Below are 20,481 nucleotides of genomic sequence, written 5' to 3'. Positions count from 1 at the left end.
TACACGCGTGATCTGAATGCGTCGCGGGGTCCCTCAGCCGCACTCGTCGTTGGCGGCCGCGCGCGCCGCCGTGATGACCGCCGCCTGCCGCGCCGGGGTCAGCTCCGCCCACCGCTTGTTCCACGTGCCGGCGCCGCCCGACGGCGAGGCCTGCACCATCGCCAGGTACGGCTCGAGCGGTGACTCACCGGTCTTGGGTCTGGTCTCCATCCACTGTTTTGCGGCGTGACAGGCCTGGAAGTACTCTTCCTCGGTCGAATCGGCGGGCACGTCGACTCGGGTCGTGACACCGGCCGGCGAGAGGCCGATGGCCTCCGGCGGCACCGCACCCGGACCGCGCGCCGGCGCCGACGAGAGCCCTGGGGCCGGCGTGGCCCGGCCGCTCACGTCGTGCGTGCAACCCGCGATCAGGCCGGTGGCAACGACCGCCGTGACCGACAGCAGGACGCGATCGCGGCACCGGTGCACAGTGCCAATCTATGCAACACTGTCGGTCGTGATGGAGCAGTTCGGATTTTGCGAGTGTTGTCGGCCCTGACGCGCCGCCGCTTGTCCAATTCCGTTCACCCTGGAGCTCCCGAATGTCTGCATCTCTCGCCACCCCTGTCGCGCTGCGCACGCTGACGTCGCCCCCGTCGTCGGGACCCACGCGACTGCGGGTGCCCGACCTGTTGCACGCCACCGACCAGGCGGCCGACGACGTCCTGAGCGGCCGGTGCGACGACCTGCTGCCGCCGGGCGGGGTGCCGACCGACGAGCGCTGGTTCACCCGCATCCGCGGCGACGACGAGCTGGACGTCTGGCTGATCAGTTGGGTGCCGGGCCACGCGACCGAACTGCATGACCACGGCGGCTCGCTCGGTGCGCTGACCGTGCTGTCCGGCTCCCTCAACGAATTCCGTTGGGACGGCCGCCGATTGCGCCGCCGTCGCTTGGATGCCGGCGATCAGGCCGGGTTCCCGCTGGGCTGGGTGCACGACGTGGTGTGGGCGCCGCGGCCCGCCGACGCCGTGGCCGTCCAGCCGACCTTGAGCGTGCACGCCTATTCGCCCCCGTTGACCGCGATGTCGTATTACGAAGTGACCGAACGCAATACGCTGCGCCGTCAGCGCACCGAGCTGACCGACCAACCCGAAGGGCCCTGAGATGAGTCGCATCGACCGGGTACTGGCCGCCGCCCGCCGCCGCTACCGCCGCCTGCCCGCCGCCGACGTTCCCGACGCGCTGCGGCGCGGCGCGGTGCTCGTCGACATTCGGCCGCAGGCCCAGCGGTCGCAGGAGGGCGAGGTGCCCGGTGCGCTGGTGATCGAACGCAACGTCCTGGAATGGCGCTGCGACCCGACCAGCGACGCCCGGCTGCCCGAGGCCGTCGACGACGACGTCGAGTGGGTGATCGTGTGCTCGGAGGGCTACACCTCCAGCCTGGCCGCGGCCGCGCTGCTGGACCTCGGCCTGCACCGCGCGACCGACGTCATCGGTGGTTACCACGCGCTGGCCGGGGCCGGCGTGCTGGACCAGCTCGGGCGCGTCCGGGGCGAGTTGGCCGGCGCCACCGGCCGCCGGTGGATCTAGCCCGCGTCGGCGTTGGGATGCAGCAGCGGCCGCAGCCGTGCGGTCTTTTCCGGCGTCCAGCCGGGCGGTGACAGCACCGCGGCCCAGGCGTTGGCGACGTCGGCGACGTACTTGTGCCCGTGCCCCTCTGGCACATCGACGGCCACCGCCATGTCGGCGGACACCTGCAGGAACGTGACAAACGGAATCCACCGCGTCTCGGGCAGCACGTCGTAGCCGCGCGGCTCCTTCAGCCAGTCCGGCCGCGCGAACAGCAGATCGGGTGTCCACCAGGCGATCGGGTCGGAGGCGTGCTGTAGATACACCACCCGCGGGCCCGGCCCCCACTGCGGTTGCGGGCGATCCAAATCGCTTGGGCGAGCGACGAATCGGACGTTGGCGCCGCGGTGGTAGATGGGCAGCCACTGCGGCGAGCCGGCGTCGCGGGTGTTGGTCAGGTCGTTCCAGATGGTGTTGTTGAAGGTCGGGCCGCTGAACAACGCGCCGTCGGTGCGGGCCAGGACGTTGTTGAGGCTCATGAACGGCGCCTCGCCGCCGAACGATCCCAGACTCTCGCCGAACACCACGAGCTTGGGGCGCTGCCCCTCGGGCATCTGCCGGATCAGCCTGTCGACGGCCTCGAACAGGGCTTGGCCGGCGCGCCGGGCGTTCTCCTTGTCGACCAGGAAGGACAGCCAGCTCGGCAGGTACGAGTACTGCATGCTCACGATCGCGCTGTTGCCGTTGTACATGTACTCCAGCGCGTCGGCCTCCGCCTCGTTGATCCAGCCGGTGCCGGTGGTGGTCGCGACCGCGACGACGGCGCGCTGCAGGCCGCCGGTGCGCTTGAGTTCCTGCGCGGCGAGCTCGGCGGTGGCGGTGATGCCGGGCTCCTCGGCGGAATCCAGCCCCGCGTACGCGCGGATCGGCGGGATGGCCGAGACCCCGTTGAACGCGGTGAGTTGCTCCACGGTGGGACCGGCGGCGACGAAGATCCGGCCCTGATGGCCCAGCGACCTCCACGACGCCTTCGACCCCGGACCGCCGGAGCGCAGTTCCGTCGTCGGCGGCGCGGTGTTGGGGTTCGTCTCGTCGTTGACCTGCGCGAAGGTGCCGTTGGCCTTGCGCATCGCGAACTTGATCACCACGCCGTTGAGCAGGGTGACCGTCAGCGCCACCAGCAACACCACGACGATGGTCGCCGAGAGGCGAAATGGCGCGTACCGGTCGACCTTTCCGACCAGGAAGCCGACCAGCCAGTGGATGAACTGACCGACTTCCACCAGGCTGAACAGCACGATCAGCGACAGGGCCACGGTCAGCGGGTAGTCGTACCAGTTCAGGTGCTCGACGCCCATCAGGTCGCGCACGCGGTCCTGCCAGACGTGGAACCAGATCGCCATCAGGATCTGGCCGATCACGCCCAACCCGATCAGCGGGAACCAGGCCCAGCGCGGCGGCGGCGGGCTGGAGTCGCGGGATCGCATGTAGCGGACCAGCCAGACCAGGAAGACGCCCAGGCCATAGCCGATGGCGCCGGAGCACCCGCTGACCACGGCCTGGAACAGCGGACCGCGCGGCAGCAGCGACGGCGTCAGGGAAAGCCAGATGAACACCAGCCCGAACGCGGTGCCGGTGAACGTGTAATGCCGCACCCAGAACGCCTCGTGCTTCGGTTGCGGCTCAGGGACTTCCGGACCGACCGGCTCGGCAGCCGATTCCTCTTGTCCGGCGGGAGCCGCGGAGGCGGTCTCGCTCATCGGTGTTTGAAGTTGGGGGGACGCTTCTCGACGAAGGCCGCCATGCCTTCGGACTGGTCGTGGGTGGCAAAGGTCGAGTGAAACAGCCTGCGCTCGTAGAGAAGTCCTTCGGACAGGCTGGTTTCGAACGCCCGGTTGACGGCTTCCTTGGCCGTCCTCGCCGCGGACCGCGACATCTGCGAGATGGTGGCGGCGACGGCCTTGGCCTCGGTGATCAGCTCGTCGGCCGGCACCACGCGCGAAACCAGGCCGCTGCGTTCGGCTTCGGCGGCGTCGATGGTGCGCCCGGTCAGGATGAGGTCCATGGCCTTGGCCTTGCCGATGGCCCGCGTCAGCCGCTGCGAGCCGCCCATCCCTGGCAGCACACCGAGCTTGATCTCCGGCTGGCCGAATTTCGCTGTGTCCGCGGCGATCAGCAGGTCGCACATCATCGCCAGCTCGCAGCCGCCGCCCAGCGCGTAGCCGGCCACCGCCGCGATCGTCGGGGTGCGGACGGCGGCCAACCTGCTCCACTTCTCGAAGAAGTCGGCGTCGTACGCGTCGGCGAAGCTCAGGTTCGCCATCTCCTTGATGTCGGCACCCGCCGCAAATGCCTTGCTGCCCGAACCGGTGATGATGATCGCCCCGATGCCCGGGTCGTTGTCCAGTTCGGCTGCGGCGCTGGTCACTTCGTTCATCACCTGACTGTTCAGCGCGTTCAGTGCCTCGGGACGATTCAGGATGATGGTGCCGACGCGGTCATCGCGCTCGACCAGGATGGTCTCGTAGCTCATGAGGTGCCTTTCTCGAAGCGAAGGTCGTCGTCGACGGGCTCGAAATACGACTCGATGTCGGCGGCGGTGACTTCGGCCAGCGTCGACGGCGACCACTTCGGGTTGCGGTCCTTGTCGACCAATTGCGCGCGGATCCCCTCGACGAAGTCGTGGGAGCGCAGCGACGCCGTCGACACCCGATAGTCCTGCGTCAGAACGTCTTCCAGCGTGTCCAGCTTGCCGGCGCGGCGCACCGCCTCCAGGGTCACCGACAGCGCGATGGGGGAGCGGGTGCCGATCAGGTTCGCGGCGTCTTGAGCGGGTCCGCCGTGCGCGCGCAGCGCGGCCACGATCTCCTCGACCGTGTCACCCGCGAAGCACTTGTCGATCCAATCGCGTTGTTCGGCAAGGGGGCTCGGCGGCGGCTCGACGGCGTGCTGAGCCACCGCGCCGTCGACCCCGCCGGCGACGATGGCCGCGGTGAACGCCTCGAGGTCGTCGTGCGGCACGTAGTGGTCGGCGAAACCCAGCGCGATCGCGTCGGCGCCGGAGAACGGTGCGCCCGTCAGCGCCGCGTGCAGGCCCAGCGCGCCCGGGGCACGCGAGAGCAGATACGCCCCGCCGACGTCAGGGATGAAGCCGATGCCGACCTCGGGCATCGCGACCTTCGACGTGTCGGTCACCACCCGCACGCGGGCGTGCGCGCCGACGCCGACGCCGCCGCCCATCACGATGCCGTCCATCAGCGACACGTACGGTTTGGGGAATCGGCCGATCTGCGCGTTGAGCAGATACTCATCGCGCCAGAACCGCCGCGCATCCACGCCGTCCTTGCGGGCGCTGTGGTACAGCGCGACGACGTCGCCGCCGGCGCACAGTCCGCGCTCGCCGGCCCCCGACAGCACCACCGCGCGGATCGCGTCGTCGCCCTCCCAGCGGATCAGGACCGTGCTGAGCAGCTCCACCATCGTCTGGCTGAGCGAGTTGATCGCCTTGGGGCGGTTGAGGGTGATTAGGCCGACGCCGTTCTCGACGCGGGTCAGGACTTCATCGGACTCTCCGGTCACGGCTGCAGTCACGCCCTGGTCTCCCCTCGCCGGCATCGGTGGTTATGACTTTGACCAGCAATCTAGATCCTTGGTGACTCGCGAGCGTCCGCGGGTAAGGTTTACCGTGGTCCCGCCGAGAAATCACCAGCTCCCCTGGGAACCCGGGCGGGTCGCTGTTCGTTGATCGTGTGTTCGTACGGCTCGAGCACTGCCACAAGAGAGGATCCGACGGTGCGGGAGACAAGCAACCCGGTATTTCGTTCGCTGCCTAAGCAGCAGGGCGGATACGCGCAGTTCGGCACTGGCCCGGCCCAGATGCAGGCGTATCAGGCGAACCCCTACGCCCCCTATCAGGAGGCCAAGGCCTCCCGTCCGCTGACCATCGACGACGTCGTCACCAAGACCGGCATCACGCTGGCCCTGCTGTCGGCCGTCGCCGCCGTCTCGTATTTCCTGACATCGGCCAACCACGCGCTGGCGTTGCCGCTCGTCGCGATCGGTGGACTCGGCGGCTTCATCCTCGTGATGATCGCCACCTTCGGCAACAAGCAGGACAACCCCGGCATCGTGCTCACGTACGCCGGCCTGGAGGGGCTGTTCCTCGGCGCCATTTCGTTCCTGCTGGCCAACTTCACTGTCGGCGGCGGCAGAACCCACGCCAATGCCGGTGGTTTGATCGCGGAGGCCGTGCTCGGCACGATCGGCGTGTTCGCCGGCATGCTCGTCGTCTACAAGACCGGCGCCATCCGCGTCACGCCGAAGTTCACGCGGATGATTTTCGCTGCCCTTATCGGCGCGGTCGTGCTGATGGTCGGCAACCTGATCATGGGCCTCTTCACCCACGGTGCCGGCCCGCTGCGGGACGGCGGCCCGGTCGCGATCATCTTCTCGCTGGTCATGATCGGCATCGCGGCGTTCAGCTTCCTGATCGACTTCGACGCGGCCGACCAGATGATTCGCGCCGGTGCGCCGGAGAAGGCCGCATGGGGTATCGCGCTGGGCCTGATGGTGACTCTGGTCTGGCTGTACCTTGAGATCCTGCGCCTGCTGAGTTACTTCCAGAACGACTAGCTGCTCTAGCAGCCGCTGAAGCCCCCGGCTTGCCGGGGGCTTCTTGCGTTCGCGCGTCGGCGGCCGCGGGGTTTGCGCGGCTGCGGCCGCGGGCTTTGGGGGCCGCGGCGGCCTGTGGGCCTGGGAGGCGTTGAGTTTGCGGCGGCTGTGGTGTCTACTCGTGCTTTTGCGCGGTGGGCGCAGAGTCAAGTCGGCGCCGCGGCCTGGGAGGCGTTGAGTCTGCGTTGGCTGTGGTCGTTACTCGGACTTGTGCGCAGTGGGCGCAGAGTGAATGCGGATTTCGGTGCCGGGCTGACAACATGCCGCCATGGAAGCGAGTCATCAACCGTTCATCGGCAGCGAGGCGCTGGCCGCCGGCGACGTCACCGCGTTTGAGCTGCGCAGGTACTACCGCGCGATCATGCCGAACGTTTACCTCGACAAACGCGTCAAGCCGTCGTTGCGACAGCGCACTTTCGCCGCGTGGCTCTGGTCGCGCAGGCAGGCGGTCATCGCGGGTGCAGCGGCGTCGGCGATGCACGGCGCCAAGTGGGTCGACGACAAGACCCCGGTGGAGCTGATCTGGCGCAATGCCAGAGCACCGAAAGGCGTCGTCGCGCGGGACGAGTTGCTGTTGGACAGCGAGTCCGAGTGGCTCGGCGGCCTGCGCGTGACGACGCCGGAGCGCACGGCCTTCGACATGGGCAGACGCGGACCCAGGAATCGTGCCGTCGCGGACCTCGACGCGCTCGCGGCGGCCACTGACTTCAAGGTTCGCGATGTCGAGGAGTTGGCCGGCAAACACCGTCGTACCCGCGGCCTGCGTCAGTTGGCGACGGTGCTGGACCTAGTCGATTCCGGCGCTCAGTCGCCGAAGGAAACCTGGCTGCGGCTGCTGTTGATCGACGCGGGGTTCCCGAGGCCGCAGACGCAGATCCCGGTGCTGGGGCCGGACGGCTTTCCGCGGTACTTCCTCGATATGGGCTGGGAGGAGATCATGCTGGCCGTCGAGTACGACGGTGAACAGCACTGGACGGATCCGTGGCAGTTCGGCAGCGACGTCGATCGTCAGGAGTACGTCACTCACGTCGGCTGGACCGATATCAGAGTGGTCGCGCAACACGGGGCCCACGACGTCATTCGCCGAGTTCGCCGGGCCTGGGATGCGTTGAGTCTGCGCTGACTGCGGTCGCTACTCGCGCTTTTGCGCAGTAGGCGCAGAGTCAACCGCGTCGGCGAACTAGGACAGCCGCTCCAGCACCATCGCCATGCCCTGGCCGCCGCCCACGCACATGGTTTCCAGGCCCAGCGTCTTGTCGTGGGTCTTCAGGTTGTTCAGCAGCGTGGTGGCGATCCGGGCGCCGGTCATGCCGAAGGGGTGACCCAGCGCGATCGCTCCACCCGACACGTTGAGCTTGTCCTCGTCGATGCCCAGCTCCCGCGCAGAGCCCAGCACCTGCACCGCGAAAGCCTCGTTGATCTCGAACAGGTCGATGTCGCCGATCGACAGACCGGCGCGGGCCAGCGCCTGCTTGGACGCCTCGATCGGGCCCAGGCCCATGATCTCCGGCGACAAGCCGCTGACCCCGGTGGACACGATGCGGGCCAGCGGCGTCAGGCCCAGCTCCTTTGCCTTGGTGTCGCTGGTGATCACCAGCGCGGCGGCGCCGTCGTTGAGCGGACACGCATTGCCGGCGGTGACGGTGCCGTTGGGGCGGAACACCGGCTTGAGCTCGCTGATCTTCTCGTAGGTGGTCCCGGCGCGCGGGCCGTCGTCGGTGCTGACCGTGCTGCCGTCGGGCAGGGTGACCGGGGAGATCTCGCGCTCGAAGAACCCGCTCTTGATCGCCTCCTCGGCACGATTCTGGCTGCGCACGCCCCAGTGGTCCTGGTCCTCGCGGCTGATGCCGGACAAGATCGCCACGTTCTCGGCGGTTTGGCCCATCGCGATGTAGACGTCGGGCACGTTCCCGTCGGCGCGCGGGTCGTGCCACTCGTCGGCGCCCGCCGCGGCCGCCTGAGAGCGTTCCTGCGCCGAGTCGAACAGCGGGTTCTTGGTGTCCGGCAGGGAGTCCGAGTTGCCCTTGGCGAACCGTGACACGGTCTCCACGCCCGCGGAGATGAATGCGTCGCCCTCGCCGGCCTTGATCGCGTGGAACGCCATCCGGGTGGTCTGCAACGACGACGAGCAGTACCGGTTCACCGTCGTGCCCGGCAGGAAGTCGAACCCGAGCGCAACCGAGACGACGCGCCCCATGTTGAAGCCCTGCTCGCCGCCGGGCAGGCCGCAGCCCAGGATCAGGTCGTCGATCTGGTGCGGGTTCAACGCCGGGACCTTGTCCAGCGCCGCACGCACCATCTGTACCGCCAGGTCGTCGGGGCGCATGCTGACCAGCGACCCTTTCATCGCACGGCCGATCGGCGAGCGGGCAGTTGCGACGATGACGGCTTCCGGCATGACGACTCCTTTGTATAGGCCCGGCTTGGAAACCGAGACCCAACAAATCTAGTCGCTGCCGACCGGCTGGCACGACGACGGGGCGGCCAGATCCGACGACGGACGCCGCCATAACCGCGACACCACGCCGAGCCGCGAGTGCGCCGCGCCCGGACCGGGCGCAGCTGCCGACGGCAGCGGCGGCGCGGGAACATCCAACTCCACGCAGAGAGCGGCCAGCAGCTGCGCGGCCGCCAGCGCATACGCGGGGGCGGCGGGGTGGTAGCCGTCCGGGGAGAACATCCGCTCCGGCATCGAACGGAAATGCGGCGCCATGATCTGCGCCAGCGGGACCGGCACGCCGCCCGCGGCCCGCACGGCCGCGGCCTGGGCCCGGGCGAGCTGCGTGCCCCGCGTGTGCGCCAGCGAGCGCAGCGGCTGGGGGATGGCGCTGATGACGCCCAGATCCGGGCAGGTGCCGACGACCACCGCCGCTCCGCGCGCGCGCAGCTTGCGCACGCACATGCCCAGCCGGCCCGCAGACTGGCTGACGCCGTTGAGCGCGGTGATGTCGTTGGCGCCGAGCATCATCACCGCGGCATCCGGCGGCGGGCCGGCCACGAACATCGCGTCGACCTGGCCGCAGAGGCCTTTCGAAGTGGCGCCGACGATGGCCTTGGTGCTCAACCGCACGCGCTTGCCGGTGCACTCGGCCAGTCCGCGGGCGATCTGCACGCCGGGCACGTCGTCGGCGCTCATACAGCCGTAGCCGGCGGCCGTCGAATCACCGAAGATCATCAGACAAAGGTCGAAGGGCGCCCCGCGCCGCCAGCGTTGCACGGGGCCGCCGCCCGGCGTGTACACGCCGTCGGCGCGGGGCGGAATGTCCCAGGATTTCGGGATCACGGTGCGCGCGTGCGTCGCCTGGCCAACCAGTAGGTTGCGTGCGCCCAGATAGGCCGTGCCCGTCGAGGCCAGCGCACCCGCTGTGGCCAGGGCGATCGTCGAACGACGCGGCACCCGCATGGTCACGTGAATCAGTTTAGGTCGTCTGCGGACTTTGCGCGGGTTGCTGACGAACTACGCGATTACGTTGTGGAAGAAATGTGGTATCGAATTAGCTTCTTCATATCCGCCACTCAGCTAGGCCTGTCAAGCTAAGTTTGCGGGGTTGGCTGAACGCTCGGGGAACACCAGTTGAACCGGACGGACCGCCGCTTCGTCACATGCTGTATCGGACTACAAAGACGTAGGAAGTGTTGAGCATGACCGCACCTAGCAAGGTATCCGGCTCGCCCCGTCATGCCATTCGGCCACGTGACGTACTGCGGGCACGTAAAGTTGAAAACCGCAGATTCGCGATCAGCGATGGCGCCCCGGTCGAGGTGCTCGAATCCGGGCCAAGCATCGCTGCTCGATTAGCCACGCTGGCGTCATGGTTGACGATCCGGCCGGTGCTCGCGGTCGGAAGCTACGTTCCGAATCTGCCCTGGCCCTGGGGCCTCGTCGACATGACGGCCAAGGCGCTCCTTCCGACAACCGCCACCGTGCGGGCCGAGGTGACCTTGCCTAATGCGTCGGCGCAGCTGGTTCGAGCGCCGGGAGTGCTTCCCGCGGACGGCACCCGACGCGTCGTCCTGTATCTGCACGGTGGCGCGTTCCTAACCTGTGGAGCAAACTCGCACGGGAGGCTCGTCGAAGCGCTCTCGGAGTTTGCTGACACGCCGGTTCTGGTCGTCAACTACCGGCTGCTGCCCAAGCATTCGATCGGGATGGCGCTCGACGACTGTTACGACGGCTACCGGTGGCTGCGGCTGCGCGGCTATGACCCGGAGCAGATCGTGCTGGCCGGCGATTCGGCCGGCGGCTACCTCGCGCTGACCCTCGCGCAGCGTCTGCAGGACGAGGGCGAGGAGCCGGCGGCTCTGGTAGCCATCTCGCCACTGCTCCAGCTAGCAAAGGAATGCAAGCAGGCCCACCCCAACATCAAATGCGATGCGATGTTCCAGGCGAGGGTTTTCGACGCGCTCACCGAGTTGGTTGCTGGGGCGGCTGCCAAGCACATGGTTGACGGCAAGCCGGAGGAGATTTACGAGCCCTTGGAGCACATCAAGCCGGGGCTGCCGCGCACGCTGATCCACGTGTCCGGGTCCGAGGTGTTGCTGCACGACGCGCAGTTGGCTGCCACCCGGCTCGCGGCCGTCGGGGTGCCGGCGGAGGTGCGGGTCTGGCCAGGCCAGGTTCACGACTTCCAGCTCGCCGCGCCGCTGGTGCCCGAGGCGCTCCGTTCGCTACGCCAGATCGGCGAGTACATCCGCGAGGCCACCGGCTAGCAGATCGGACGGTGCGCCGCATCGAGCCGGCAGAGCGGGTGTGCGCGGCGCGAAATCGCCTGAGACGATATGCGCATGCGGATTGCGCAGCACATCAGTGACCTCATCGGGCATACGCCACTGGTTCGCCTGAATTCCGTCGTCCCCGCCGGTGCCGGGACCGTGGCGGCAAAGGTCGAATATCTCAATCCCGGCGGCAGTTCGAAGGACCGGATCGCGGCCAAGATGATCGACGCCGCCGAGGCCAGCGGAGAGCTGAAGCCGGGCGGCACCATCGTCGAACCCACCTCCGGCAACACCGGCGTCGGCCTGGCGCTGGTGGCGCAGCACCGCGGCTACAAGTGTGTCTTCGTCTGCCCGGACAAGGTCAGCGAGGACAAGCGAAATGTCTTGATCGCCTACGGCGCCGAGGTGGTCGTTTGCCCGACGGCGGTGCCGCCCGACGACCCGGCAAGTTACTACAGCGTCTCCAACCGGCTGGTCACCGAGATCGACGGCGCCTGGAAGCCCGACCAGTACGCCAACCCGCAGGGGCCGGCCAGCCACTACGACACCACCGGCCCGGAGATCTGGGCCGACACCGAGGGCAAGGTCACCCATTTCGTCGCGGGCATCGGCACGGGCGGCACCATCACCGGGGCCGGACGCTATCTCAAAGAGGTGTCGGGCGGCGCCGTACGCATCATCGGCGCCGACCCCGAGGGCTCGGTGTATTCGGGCGGCACCGGCCGGCCGTATCTGGTCGAGGGCGTCGGCGAGGACTTCTGGCCCGCGGCGTATGACCCGACGGTGCCCGACCAGATCATCGCGGTGTCCGACTCCGACTCGTTCAACATGACCCGACGGCTGGCCCGCGAGGAGGCGATGCTGGTCGGCGGGTCCTGCGGGATGGCGGTGGTGGCGGCGCTCAAAGTGGCCGTGGAAGCCGGGCCCGACTCGCTCGTCGTCGTCCTGCTGCCCGACGGCGGACGCGGCTACATGTCGAAGATCTTCAACGACGCGTGGATGTCGTCCTACGGTTTCCTGCGCACTCGCCTCGACGGGTCGACCGATGAGTTCAGCGTCGGCGATGTGCTGCGCCGCAAGTCGGGCGAGCTGCCGGACCTGGTGCACACCCATCCGTCGGAGACCGTGCGCGACGCGATCGGCATCCTGCGCGAGTACGGGGTGTCCCAGATGCCGGTCGTCGGCGCCGAGCCGCCGGTGATGGCCGGCGAGGTCGCCGGCAGCGTCTCCGAGCGCGAGTTGCTCTCGGCCGTCTTCGAGGGGCGCGCCAATCTCGCCGACGCGGTGTCGGAGCACATGAGTCCGCCGCTGCGGATGATCGGTGCCGGTGAGTTGATCAGCGTGGCGGGCAAGGCGTTGCGTGACTTCGACGCGCTGATGGTGGTGGAGCAGGGCAAGCCGGTCGGCGTGATCACCCGCTACGACCTGTTGGGTTTCCTGTCGGACGGCCCCCGCCGGCGGTAGCTGCTCAGGTACTGTAATGCCGCTAGTTCGGCTTTCTTCGGAGTGGAAGGTTGCACCATGACCAATCAACCGCCGACCAATCAACCGCCCGGCGGCCCCAATCAGCCGCCCCCGCCGCCCGAGGGCATGTCCTACCCGCCGCCGCCCCCGCCTTCCGGTGGCGTCGCGCCGCCGCCGCCCGGGCCGGTGGTCCGTGCCATGCCGAAAGAGAGCTACACGCCATGGCTGACCCGCGTGCTGGCTTACCTGATCGACAGCATTCCCGTCGCCGTCCTGTACGGCATCGCCGCGGTGATCGGTGCGGTCAGTGTGGAGCACAAGTGCGTCAGCAGCCCCAACCCGTCCGTGTCTGATTTTTGCTACGACGCGCCTTCGCCGATCGCGTCGATCGTGTGGGGGCTGGTGGGCTTGCTGGTCTTCGCGTACGTCGTCTGGAACTTCGGCTACCGCCAGGGCACGACGGGCTCAAGCATCGGCAAGGGCGTCATGAAGTTCAAGGTGGTCAGCGAGGTCACCGGGCAGCCGATTGGATTCGCGATGTCGTTCGTGCGTCAGCTGGCGCACATCCTCGACTCGTTCTGCTTCGTCGGTTACCTGTTCCCGCTGTGGGACGCCAAGCGTCAGACGTTTGCCGACAAGCTCATGACGACGGTCTGCCTGCCGATCTGACCTACGCTGGTCGTCGATGAACGATCAGCACGCATTCACGGGCCTGGCCACCAAGGCCATCCACGCCGGCTACCGTCCCGATCCCGCGACCGGGGCGGTAAACGCGCCAATCTATGCCAGCAGCACGTTCGCCCAGGACGGGGTCGGCGGCCTGCGTGGCGGGTTCGAGTACGCCCGCACCGGCAACCCCACCCGGGCTGCGCTGGAGGCCGCGCTGGCCGCGGTCGAAAACGGCAGCCACGGGCGGGCTTTCGCGTCCGGGATGGCCGCGACCGACTGCGCGCTGCGGGCGATGCTGCGGCCGGGGGACCACGTCGTCATCCCCGACGACGCCTACGGCGGCACCTTCCGGCTGATCGACAAGGTCTTCACGCAGTGGAACGTCCAGTACACGCCGGTCTCGCTGGCCGACCTGGACGCCGTGGCGGCGGCGATCACGCCGGCTACCCGGCTGATCTGGGTGGAGACGCCGACCAATCCGCTGCTGTCGATCGCGGACATCACCGGAATTTGCGCCATCGGCGCGCAGGCGTCCGCGAAGGTGCTGGTGGACAACACCTTCGCCTCGCCGGCCCTGCAGCAGCCGTTGACGCTGGGTGCCGACGTGGTGTTGCACTCGACCACCAAGTACATCGGCGGGCACTCCGATGTGGTGGGTGGTGCGCTGGTCACCAACGATGCGGAGTTGGACGCCGCGTTCGCCTTCCTGCAGAACGGGGCCGGGGCGGTGCCGGGCCCGTTCGACGCCTACCTGACGATGCGCGGCCTGAAGACCCTGGTGCTGCGGATGCAGCGGCACAGCGAAAACGCCCAGGCCGTAGCGGAATTCCTCCACGACCAGCCGTCGGTGAGCGCGGTGCTGTATCCGGGCCTGCCCAGTCATCCGGGGCATGAGGTCGCCGCGCGGCAGATGCGGGGCTTCGGCGGGATGGTGTCCGTGCGGATGCGCGGCGGACGCCGGGCCGCCGAGGCGCTGTGCGCGCGCACGCGGGTGTTCATCCTGGCGGAGTCGCTGGGCGGGGTGGAGTCGCTGATCGAGCACCCCAGCGCCATGACGCACGCGTCGACGGCCGGCTCACAGCTCGAGGTTCCCGACGATCTGGTGCGCCTTTCGGTCGGCATCGAGGACATTGCCGACCTGCTGGCCGACCTGGAGCAGGCCCTCTAACACCGCCGAGCAGACGCAAAAGTGCCTCATTTCGTGCCGAAATGGGGGCTTTTGCGTCTGCTCGCGCAAAATTACGAGTGGTAAGGCTCCGCGCTGACGAGCGTGACCTGGACGGTGTTGCCGTTGGGCACCGTATAGCTGCGCGTCTCGCCCTCTTTGGCGTCGATCAGGGCGCCGCCCAGCGGTGAGGCCGGCGAATACACCTCGAGCTTGCCGTCCTGGACCGACTGCTCGCGGGTGCCGATCAGGAACGTCTCGCTGTCCGACTCGTCGCCGTTGTAGTAGACCTTCACGACCGAACCGGGCAGCGCCACGCCCGACTGCTTGGGCGCCTCGCCGACCTTGGCGTTGTTGAGCAGGTCCTGCAGCTGCCGGATGCGGGCCTCCTGCTGGCCCTGCTCCTCGCGGGCGGCGTGGTAGCCGCCGTTCTCGCGCAGGTCGCCCTCCTCGCGGCGGTCGTTGATTTCCGCGGCGATGACGGGACGATTGGCAATCAAATGGTCGAGCTCGGCCTTGAGTCGGTCATGTGATTCCTGGGTCAGCCAGGTCACCTGAGTATCCGTCATCTCGTCGCGCTCCTCATGTTCTCTGTGTTCGGCTCCGCGTATCGCGCAAGCTTCCGATCCCGCCTGCCGGGAAGTGTCCGGGTCCCACCCCGCGGGTCGCCGCTCCGTTCTGCTCACGGCCATTAATGCAGCAATACACGGTCCCAGGCCGGAACCGTGCATCGACCCATGTTACCACTGCGGAAACTTGCAGTGACGGACGTCACGCATTCGGGTCGCGACGAGCCGTCAGGCCGGACGCAGGTAGGCCGGAACGGTAGTGCCGCAACCGTAAACGTCCGCCATCACCGGCGGCTTGCTGGATTTCAGCGTGGTCGTGACCTGCATCGTGCCCTGCGTCGACGGGGGGACCAGCACCTCCCGTCGGCCCGTTTCGCTGCCGTCCTTGGCCTTGACCCGCACGATGCAGTCCACCGGCCGCGACGGGTCCGAGCGCGTCACGCTGATCGTCACCGACGCCGTCTCGCCGTCGATCACCTGGTAGCCGGCCAGCGTCCCCGAGACGGGGCTGGTGCCCAACCGCTGGTAGCCGAGGATGGCGACGACGACACCGGTCGCGAGGACCAGCACCGTCAGGGCGATGACGACGCGGCGTCGTGACCTGCCGGAAAGCCCCGGACGCCCGTAGCGGGCTTCGGGTCGTGCGTCGGGTGAGCGGGATGCGGCCATCGGAATTTGGAATTATAGGGTCACCTGAAGGATCGATAAGGGGACAAGTGAGCAAACTGCGGTTGATGGCGGTGCACGCCCACCCGGACGACGAGTCCAGCAAGGGCGCCGCCACGCTTGCCCGCTACGCCGACGAGGGCCATAACGTGCTCGTGGTGACGTTGACGGGCGGCGAACGCGGCGAGATCCTCAACCCCGCGATGGACCTGCCCGACGTGCACGGACACATCGCCGAGATCCGCCGCGACGAGATGGCCAAGGCGGCCGAGATCCTGGGCGTCCAGCACACGTGGCTGGGCTTCGTCGACTCCGGGCTGCCCAAGGGCGATCTTCCGCCGCCGCTGCCCGACGGCTGTTTCGCGCTGGTGCCGCTCGAGGTTTCGACCGCGGCCCTGGTGCGGGTGGTGCGCGAGTTCCGGCCGCATGTGATGGTCACCTACGACGAAAACGGGGGTTATCCGCACCCGGATCACATTCGCTGCCACCAGGTATCGGTGGCCGCCTACGAGGCGGCGGCCGACTACTGCCGATTCCCCGATGCCGGTGAGCCGTGGACGGTGTCCAAGCTCTACTACGTCCACGGCTTCCTGCGTCAGCGGATGCAAATACTGCAGGACGAGTTCGTCCGGCACGGCAAGGAGGGGCCGTTCAAGAAATGGCTGGAGCTGTGGGATCCCACGCATGACGCGCTGGCAGACCGCGTGACCACGCGCGTCGAGTGCTCCGCCTACTTCGGCCGGCGCGACGACGCATTGCTGGCCCACGCCACCCAAATCGACCCGAAGTCCGAGTTCTTCACCGCGCCCATCGAGTGGCAGCGGCGGCTGTGGCCGACCGAGGAATACGAGTTGGCGCGGTCGCGGGTCCCCGTCGCCATGCCCGAGCACGAGCTGTACGCCGGAATCGAGCTGGACGCGTGACCGGGCTGGTTCTTGCGGTGAGCGTGCTGGCCGACGGCGGCGCGCCCCACAACACGGGCCCCGACTTCGGCAAGGCCAGCCCGTTCGGGCTGCTGATTGTCGTGCTGCTGGTGGTCGCGACGGTGTTCCTGGTGCGTTCGATGAACAAGCAGCTGAAGAGGGTGCCCAAGTCGTTCGACCGCGACAACCCCGAGCCCGACCAGGCCGCCGACGAGGGCACCGACACCGCCGGCGGCCCGACCATCGATGGCCCCGGCTAATACCCTCGGGCTGGCCACCAGCCCGTATCTGCGCCAGCACGCCGACAACCCGGTGCACTGGCAGCAGTGGACGCCGCAGGCCCTGGCCGACGCCGCCGCGCGCGACGTGCCGATCCTGCTGTCCATCGGGTACGCGGCTTGTCACTGGTGTCACGTGATGGCGCACGAGTCGTTCGAGGACGACGAGGTGGCCGCCGTCATGAACCAGGGCTTCGTCTGCGTCAAGGTCGACCGCGAGGAACGGCCCGACATCGACGCGGTCTACATGAACGCCACCGTCGCGCTCACCGGGCAGGGCGGTTGGCCCATGACCTGTTTCCTGACGCCCGACGGCCGACCCTTCTTCTGTGGCACCTACTACCCGAAGGCCAGTTTCCTGCAGCTACTTTCGGCCGTGACCGAGACGTGGCGGGATCGCCGCGACGAGGTCGAGCAGGCATCCGACCATATCGCGGGCGAGCTGCGCTCGATGGCTTCCGGGCTGCCGTCGGGGGGTCCGGACGTGGCGCCGGAGTTGTGCGACCACGCCGTCGCCGCGGTGCTGCGCGACCAGGACACGCTCCACGGCGGCTTCGGCGGTGCGCCCAAGTTCCCGCCGTCGGCGCTGCTCGAGGCGTTGGTGCGGGCCTACGAGCGCACGGGCTCGCCGGACGCGCTGCACGCGGTCGAGCGGACCGGCAGCGCGATGGCCCGCGGCGGCATCTACGACCAGCTGGCCGGCGGCTTTGCCCGCTACAGCGTGGACAACGCCTGGGTGGTGCCACATTTCGAGAAGATGCTGTACGACAACGCGCTGCTGTTGCGGGTGTATGCGCACTGGGCGCGACGGACCGGGGATGCGTTGGCCCGCAGGGTTACCGAGGAGACCGCGCGGTTTCTGCTCGACGACCTGATGGCTGACGAGGTGTTCACCTCCTCCCTGGACGCCGACGCCGACGGTCACGAGGGCTCGACGTACGTCTGGACGCCCGCGCAGCTGACCGAGGTGCTCGGCGACAACGACGGCCGTTGGGCGGCGCGGCTTTTCGCCGTCAGCCCGTCGGGCACCTTCGAACACGGCACCTCGGTGCTGCAGCTGCCCGCCGACCCGGATGATCCGCAGCGGGCCGACCGCGTCCGGGCGGCGTTGCTGCGGGCGCGGCTCGGCCGGGTGCAGCCCGGCCGCGACGACAAGGTCGTCACCTCCTGGAACGGTCTGGCGATCACCGCATTGGTCGAGGCGAGTGTCGCGTTGGCGCAACCCGAGCTGTTGACGGCCGCGCAGCGATGCGCGACCACGCTGCTGAGCCTGCACGTGGTCGACGGGCGCCTGCGGCGGGCCAGCCTGGGCGGCGTGGTGGGCGACAGTGCCGCGATCCTGGAGGACCACGCGATGCTCGCAACCGGTCTGCTGGCGCTCTATCAACGCAGCGCCGACGACTCCTGGCTGCCGGCGGCCACCGACCTGCTGGACCTCGCATTGGAGCACTTCGCCGATCCGGAGCAACCCGGCCGCTGGTTCGACACCGCCGACGACGCGGAGCGGTTGGTGCTGCGTCCCGCCGACCCGATGGACGGCGCGACGCCGTCGGGTGCGTCGTCGATCACCGAGGCGTTGCTGACCGCGGCGCACCTGGTCGACGGCGAACGCGCCGAGCGCTACCTGCAGGCCGCGGCCGACGCGCTGCGGGCCAGCTCGGTGCTACTGGCCCGGGCGCCGCGGTCGGCCGGGCATTGGCTGGCCGTCGCCGAGGCCGCGGTGCGCGGGCCGCTGCAAATCGTGGTCGCCGGCGATCCAGCGCGGTCGTCCCTGCTGGCCGAGGCGCGGCGGCTGGCGCCGGGCGGGGCGATCGTCGTCGGGGGAGAGGCGGACTCGTCGCCGCTGCTGGTCGGTCGCGACCGGGTGGCCGGCGCCGACGCCGCCTACGTGTGCCGCGGCCGCACCTGCGACTTGCCGGTCACATCGGCTGCCGAGTTGGCGGCCGCGCTGGGCTCCGGCGGTCGTTGATTCTGCGTTGACCGCGGTCGCTTCTCGCACTTTCGCGCAGTAGGCGCAGAGTCAGTGTGAGGGTGGCCGCGCTGGGCCCCGGCGGTCGTTGATTCTGCGTTGACCGCGGTCGCTTCTCGCACTTTCGCGCAGTAGGCGCAGAGTCAGTGTGAGGGGCGCAGGGGCGTCGCTCAGAACACCACGAACCACATCGCGATGTAGTGGCAGATCGCCGCCACCGCGGTGCAGGCGTGGAAGAACTCGTGATAGCCGAAGGTGGTCGGCCAGGGGTCCGGCCAGCGCAGCGCGTAGAGAACGCCGCCGATGCTGTACAAGGCGCCCCCGACGATCAGCAACACCATCGCGGCCACACCGGCGTTGTGCAGGATGGTCCCGGTAAACCAGATCGCCACCCAGCCCAGCAATATGTACAGCGGTACGCCCAGCCAGCGCGGCGACGACGGCCACAGCACCTTCAGCAAAATCCCGGCCGCCGCACCGCCCCACACGATCCCCAGCACCAGGTGACCCTGGTTCGGTGGCAGGGTGAGCACCGCGAACGGCGTGTAACTGCCGGCGATGAACACGAAGATCATCGAGTGGTCCAGCCGCTTCATCCAGTTTCGCGCGGTCCGGGACTTCCACTTCACGCGGTGATAGGTGGCGCTGACCGTGAACATCACGATCGTGGCCGCCGTATAGGCCAGCGTCGCCAGCCCTGCGCGGGTCGATGCGACCGCCCACGAGACCGCGACCAGCGACGCGCCCGCGAACACCGCGACACCCGCGGAATAGACGTGGATCCAGCCGCGGAACCGCGGCTTGGTCAGGACCTTGGTGACGCCATCTACCAAGCCTTCGACCAGCTGCTCGGCGACCGAGCCCTGCTCGGGAGCCTGCGGCTCGGGCTTCGTGTTCGTGACCGTGCTCACCTAGCCAGGTCCTTTCTGGGCCGTCGTCGATCTTTCAGGGTAACGCCGAAGTCCGTCCAACGTTGTTGGGCCGAACGTGGTGTTGCCCAAACGCGGGTCCGAAACTGGTCTGCGTCACAGTAGTGTGGATTTCCGTGGAGATCATCCCGCCGCGGCTCAAAGAGCCCTTGTATCGCGTCTACGAGCTGCGGTTGAAGCAGGGTCTGGCCGCCTCGAAATCCGAACTGCCCCGCCACATTGCGGTCCTTTGCGATGGTAACCGTCGATGGGCCCGCAGCGCGGGCTACGACGACGTCAGCTACGGCTACCGGATGGGCGCCGCCAAGATCGCCGAGATGCTGCGGTGGTGCCAGGAAGCCGGCATCGAGATGACCACCGTGTACCTGCTGTCGACTGAGAATCTGCAGCGTGACCCCGACGAGCTCGCCGCGCTCATCGAAATCATCACCGACGTCGTCGAGGAGATCTGCGCGCCGGCCAACCGCTGGAGCGTGCGCACCGTCGGCGATCTCGAGCTACTCGGCGAGGAACCGGCCCGCCGGTTGCGCGGCGCCGTGGAGTCGACGCCCGGCACGGCCTCGTTCCACGTCAACGTCGCGGTGGGCTACGGCGGGCGGCAGGAGATCGTCGACGCGGTGCGCGCGCTGCTGAGCAAGGAACTCGCCAACGGCGCGACCGGCGAGGACCTCATCGAGGCGGTAACGGCAGACGCCATCTCCGAGAACCTCTACACCTCCGGCCAGCCCGACCCCGACCTGGTGATCCGCACGTCCGGCGAGCAGCGCCTGTCCGGCTTCCTGCTCTGGCAGAGCGCGTATTCGGAGATGTGGTTCACCGAGGCGCACTGGCCCGCGTTCCGCCGGGTCGACTTCCTGCGCGCGCTGCGCGACTACAGCCAGCGGAACCGCCGATACGGAAAGTAACCTGGC

At 68.5% G+C, this 20,481-nt stretch carries 20 protein-coding genes and 1 pseudogene; 12 read left to right on the top strand and 9 right to left on the bottom strand.

All coding sequences use genetic code 11. The features are described 5' to 3' along the window. Positions 1–33: 33 nt before the first annotated feature. A complete protein-coding gene (locus AC5Y5V_RS21505) occupies positions 34–468 on the bottom strand; it encodes a lipoprotein LpqV (RefSeq protein ID WP_499939622.1) in 435 nt (144 codons plus the stop codon). A gap of 113 nt (positions 469–581) precedes the next feature. On the opposite strand from AC5Y5V_RS21505, the gene AC5Y5V_RS21500 reads away from it, so the two are divergent. Next, the gene (locus AC5Y5V_RS21500) at positions 582–1,145 is read left to right on the top strand and encodes a cysteine dioxygenase (protein WP_499939620.1); all 564 of its coding nucleotides are present in this window, start codon (positions 582–584) and stop codon (positions 1,143–1,145) included. Position 1,146: 1 nt separating this feature from the next. Next, positions 1,147–1,572 (top strand): rhodanese-like domain-containing protein, encoded by a 426-nt coding sequence (locus AC5Y5V_RS21495; RefSeq protein ID WP_499939618.1) that lies wholly within the window; start codon positions 1,147–1,149, stop codon positions 1,570–1,572. On the opposite strand, the gene AC5Y5V_RS21490 is transcribed toward AC5Y5V_RS21495, so the two are convergent. Genes AC5Y5V_RS21490 through AC5Y5V_RS21480 form a run of 3 tightly spaced genes read right to left on the bottom strand, consistent with a single transcriptional unit; the run spans position 1,569 to position 5,130 of the window. Beyond that, positions 1,569–3,311: an alpha/beta hydrolase gene (locus AC5Y5V_RS21490; RefSeq protein WP_499939616.1), complete on the bottom strand. Its 1,743-nt coding sequence runs from the start codon at positions 3,309–3,311 to the stop codon at positions 1,569–1,571. The genes AC5Y5V_RS21495 and AC5Y5V_RS21490 overlap by 4 nt on opposite strands. Beyond that, positions 3,308–4,084 (bottom strand): enoyl-CoA hydratase, encoded by a 777-nt coding sequence (locus AC5Y5V_RS21485; protein WP_499939614.1) that lies wholly within the window; start codon positions 4,082–4,084, stop codon positions 3,308–3,310. The genes AC5Y5V_RS21490 and AC5Y5V_RS21485 overlap by 4 nt, the downstream gene beginning before the upstream one ends. Next, complete coding sequence (locus AC5Y5V_RS21480; protein ID WP_499939713.1) at positions 4,081–5,130, bottom strand: enoyl-CoA hydratase/isomerase family protein; 1,050 nt, start codon at positions 5,128–5,130, stop codon at positions 4,081–4,083. The genes AC5Y5V_RS21485 and AC5Y5V_RS21480 overlap by 4 nt, the downstream gene beginning before the upstream one ends. A gap of 213 nt (positions 5,131–5,343) precedes the next feature. On the opposite strand from AC5Y5V_RS21480, the gene AC5Y5V_RS21475 reads away from it, so the two are divergent. Together AC5Y5V_RS21475 and AC5Y5V_RS21470 are read left to right on the top strand one after the other, a co-directional pair. Next, positions 5,344–6,183: a Bax inhibitor-1/YccA family protein gene (locus AC5Y5V_RS21475; protein WP_499939611.1), complete on the top strand. Its 840-nt coding sequence runs from the start codon at positions 5,344–5,346 to the stop codon at positions 6,181–6,183. A 307-nt stretch (positions 6,184–6,490) separates the two neighbouring features. After that, the gene (locus AC5Y5V_RS21470; RefSeq protein ID WP_499939608.1) at positions 6,491–7,345 is read left to right on the top strand and encodes a type IV toxin-antitoxin system AbiEi family antitoxin; all 855 of its coding nucleotides are present in this window, start codon (positions 6,491–6,493) and stop codon (positions 7,343–7,345) included. Positions 7,346–7,402: 57 nt separating this feature from the next. Here AC5Y5V_RS21470 and AC5Y5V_RS21465 read toward each other — a convergent pair whose 3' ends face one another. Both AC5Y5V_RS21465 and AC5Y5V_RS21460 read right to left on the bottom strand, forming a co-directional pair. Then, entirely contained in the window at positions 7,403–8,620 is a 1,218-nt protein-coding gene (locus AC5Y5V_RS21465; protein ID WP_499939606.1) for an acetyl-CoA C-acetyltransferase, read from the bottom strand. Between the two features lie 48 nt (positions 8,621–8,668). After that, a complete protein-coding gene (locus AC5Y5V_RS21460; RefSeq protein WP_499939711.1) occupies positions 8,669–9,619 on the bottom strand; it encodes an SGNH/GDSL hydrolase family protein in 951 nt (316 codons plus the stop codon). 245 nt (positions 9,620–9,864) lie between these two features. Here AC5Y5V_RS21460 and AC5Y5V_RS21455 point away from each other — a divergent pair, with 245 nt between their 5' ends. The 4 genes and pseudogenes from AC5Y5V_RS21455 (at position 9,865) to AC5Y5V_RS21440 (ending at position 14,239) form a co-directional block, all read left to right on the top strand. Next, the gene (locus AC5Y5V_RS21455) at positions 9,865–10,932 is read left to right on the top strand and encodes an alpha/beta hydrolase (protein ID WP_499939604.1); all 1,068 of its coding nucleotides are present in this window, start codon (positions 9,865–9,867) and stop codon (positions 10,930–10,932) included. A gap of 75 nt (positions 10,933–11,007) precedes the next feature. Further along, a complete protein-coding gene (locus tag AC5Y5V_RS21450; RefSeq protein ID WP_499939602.1) occupies positions 11,008–12,402 on the top strand; it encodes a cystathionine beta-synthase in 1,395 nt (464 codons plus the stop codon). Between the two features lie 72 nt (positions 12,403–12,474). Further along, positions 12,475–13,071: pseudogene (locus tag AC5Y5V_RS21445) on the top strand (RDD family protein); the annotation flags it as partial. A gap of 16 nt (positions 13,072–13,087) precedes the next feature. Continuing rightward, a complete protein-coding gene (locus AC5Y5V_RS21440; RefSeq protein ID WP_499939600.1) occupies positions 13,088–14,239 on the top strand; it encodes a cystathionine gamma-synthase in 1,152 nt (383 codons plus the stop codon). A gap of 71 nt (positions 14,240–14,310) precedes the next feature. Here the strand turns inward: AC5Y5V_RS21440 and greA are convergent, their stop codons facing one another. Both greA and AC5Y5V_RS21430 read right to left on the bottom strand, forming a co-directional pair. Next, complete coding sequence (greA, locus tag AC5Y5V_RS21435; RefSeq protein ID WP_499939598.1) at positions 14,311–14,805, bottom strand: transcription elongation factor GreA; 495 nt, start codon at positions 14,803–14,805, stop codon at positions 14,311–14,313. A 228-nt stretch (positions 14,806–15,033) separates the two neighbouring features. After that, positions 15,034–15,474, bottom strand: coding sequence for a DUF4307 domain-containing protein (locus tag AC5Y5V_RS21430; protein WP_499939595.1), 441 nt, complete (start codon positions 15,472–15,474; stop codon positions 15,034–15,036). A gap of 47 nt (positions 15,475–15,521) precedes the next feature. Here AC5Y5V_RS21430 and mca point away from each other — a divergent pair, with 47 nt between their 5' ends. From mca to AC5Y5V_RS21415, 3 genes are read left to right on the top strand one after another with little or no spacing between them, the layout of a single operon-like run. Next, positions 15,522–16,394, top strand: coding sequence for a mycothiol conjugate amidase Mca (gene mca / locus AC5Y5V_RS21425; RefSeq protein WP_499939593.1), 873 nt, complete (start codon positions 15,522–15,524; stop codon positions 16,392–16,394). Beyond that, complete coding sequence (locus AC5Y5V_RS21420; RefSeq protein ID WP_499939591.1) at positions 16,391–16,654, top strand: hypothetical protein; 264 nt, start codon at positions 16,391–16,393, stop codon at positions 16,652–16,654. The genes mca and AC5Y5V_RS21420 overlap by 4 nt, the downstream gene beginning before the upstream one ends. Further along, positions 16,641–18,641, top strand: a complete 2,001-nt coding sequence (locus AC5Y5V_RS21415; RefSeq protein WP_499939589.1) for a thioredoxin domain-containing protein — start codon at positions 16,641–16,643, stop codon at positions 18,639–18,641. Before AC5Y5V_RS21420 ends, AC5Y5V_RS21415 begins: the two co-directional genes overlap by 14 nt. Positions 18,642–18,811: 170 nt before the next feature. Here the strand turns inward: AC5Y5V_RS21415 and trhA are convergent, their stop codons facing one another. Continuing rightward, on the bottom strand, positions 18,812–19,486 hold the full coding sequence (gene trhA, locus AC5Y5V_RS21410) for a PAQR family membrane homeostasis protein TrhA (RefSeq protein ID WP_499939709.1): 675 nt from the start codon (positions 19,484–19,486) through the stop codon (positions 18,812–18,814). A gap of 200 nt (positions 19,487–19,686) precedes the next feature. Between trhA and AC5Y5V_RS21405 the strand changes: the two genes are divergently transcribed. Then, complete coding sequence (locus tag AC5Y5V_RS21405) at positions 19,687–20,475, top strand: (2Z,6E)-farnesyl diphosphate synthase (RefSeq protein WP_499939587.1); 789 nt, start codon at positions 19,687–19,689, stop codon at positions 20,473–20,475. The last annotated feature ends 6 nt before the right edge of the window (positions 20,476–20,481 follow it).

The organism is Mycobacterium sp. NGS68 (genome assembly GCF_059812195.1).
The sequence above is the reverse complement of the archived record's forward strand: the minus strand, read 5'-3'. Positions and strand labels throughout refer to the sequence as shown.

What these genes read in the sequence shown, in the direction of transcription:
- AC5Y5V_RS21500 (WP_499939620.1), top strand. Translation starts at nt 582, where the DNA reads ATGTCTGCATCTCTCGCCACCCCTGTCGCGCTGCGCACGCTGACGTCG.
- AC5Y5V_RS21495 (WP_499939618.1), top strand. Translation starts at nt 1,147, where the DNA reads ATGAGTCGCATCGACCGGGTACTGGCCGCCGCCCGCCGCCGCTACCGC.
- AC5Y5V_RS21490 (WP_499939616.1), bottom strand. Translation starts at nt 3,311, where the DNA reads ATGAGCGAGACCGCCTCCGCGGCTCCCGCCGGACAAGAGGAATCGGCT.
- AC5Y5V_RS21485 (WP_499939614.1), bottom strand. Translation starts at nt 4,084, where the DNA reads ATGAGCTACGAGACCATCCTGGTCGAGCGCGATGACCGCGTCGGCACC.
- AC5Y5V_RS21470 (WP_499939608.1), top strand. Translation starts at nt 6,491, where the DNA reads ATGGAAGCGAGTCATCAACCGTTCATCGGCAGCGAGGCGCTGGCCGCC.
- AC5Y5V_RS21465 (WP_499939606.1), bottom strand. Translation starts at nt 8,620, where the DNA reads ATGCCGGAAGCCGTCATCGTCGCAACTGCCCGCTCGCCGATCGGCCGT.
- AC5Y5V_RS21455 (WP_499939604.1), top strand. Translation starts at nt 9,865, where the DNA reads ATGACCGCACCTAGCAAGGTATCCGGCTCGCCCCGTCATGCCATTCGG.
- AC5Y5V_RS21450 (WP_499939602.1), top strand. Translation starts at nt 11,008, where the DNA reads ATGCGGATTGCGCAGCACATCAGTGACCTCATCGGGCATACGCCACTG.
- AC5Y5V_RS21440 (WP_499939600.1), top strand. Translation starts at nt 13,088, where the DNA reads ATGAACGATCAGCACGCATTCACGGGCCTGGCCACCAAGGCCATCCAC.
- greA (WP_499939598.1), bottom strand. Translation starts at nt 14,805, where the DNA reads ATGACGGATACTCAGGTGACCTGGCTGACCCAGGAATCACATGACCGA.
- AC5Y5V_RS21430 (WP_499939595.1), bottom strand. Translation starts at nt 15,474, where the DNA reads ATGGCCGCATCCCGCTCACCCGACGCACGACCCGAAGCCCGCTACGGG.
- AC5Y5V_RS21415 (WP_499939589.1), top strand. Translation starts at nt 16,641, where the DNA reads ATGGCCCCGGCTAATACCCTCGGGCTGGCCACCAGCCCGTATCTGCGC.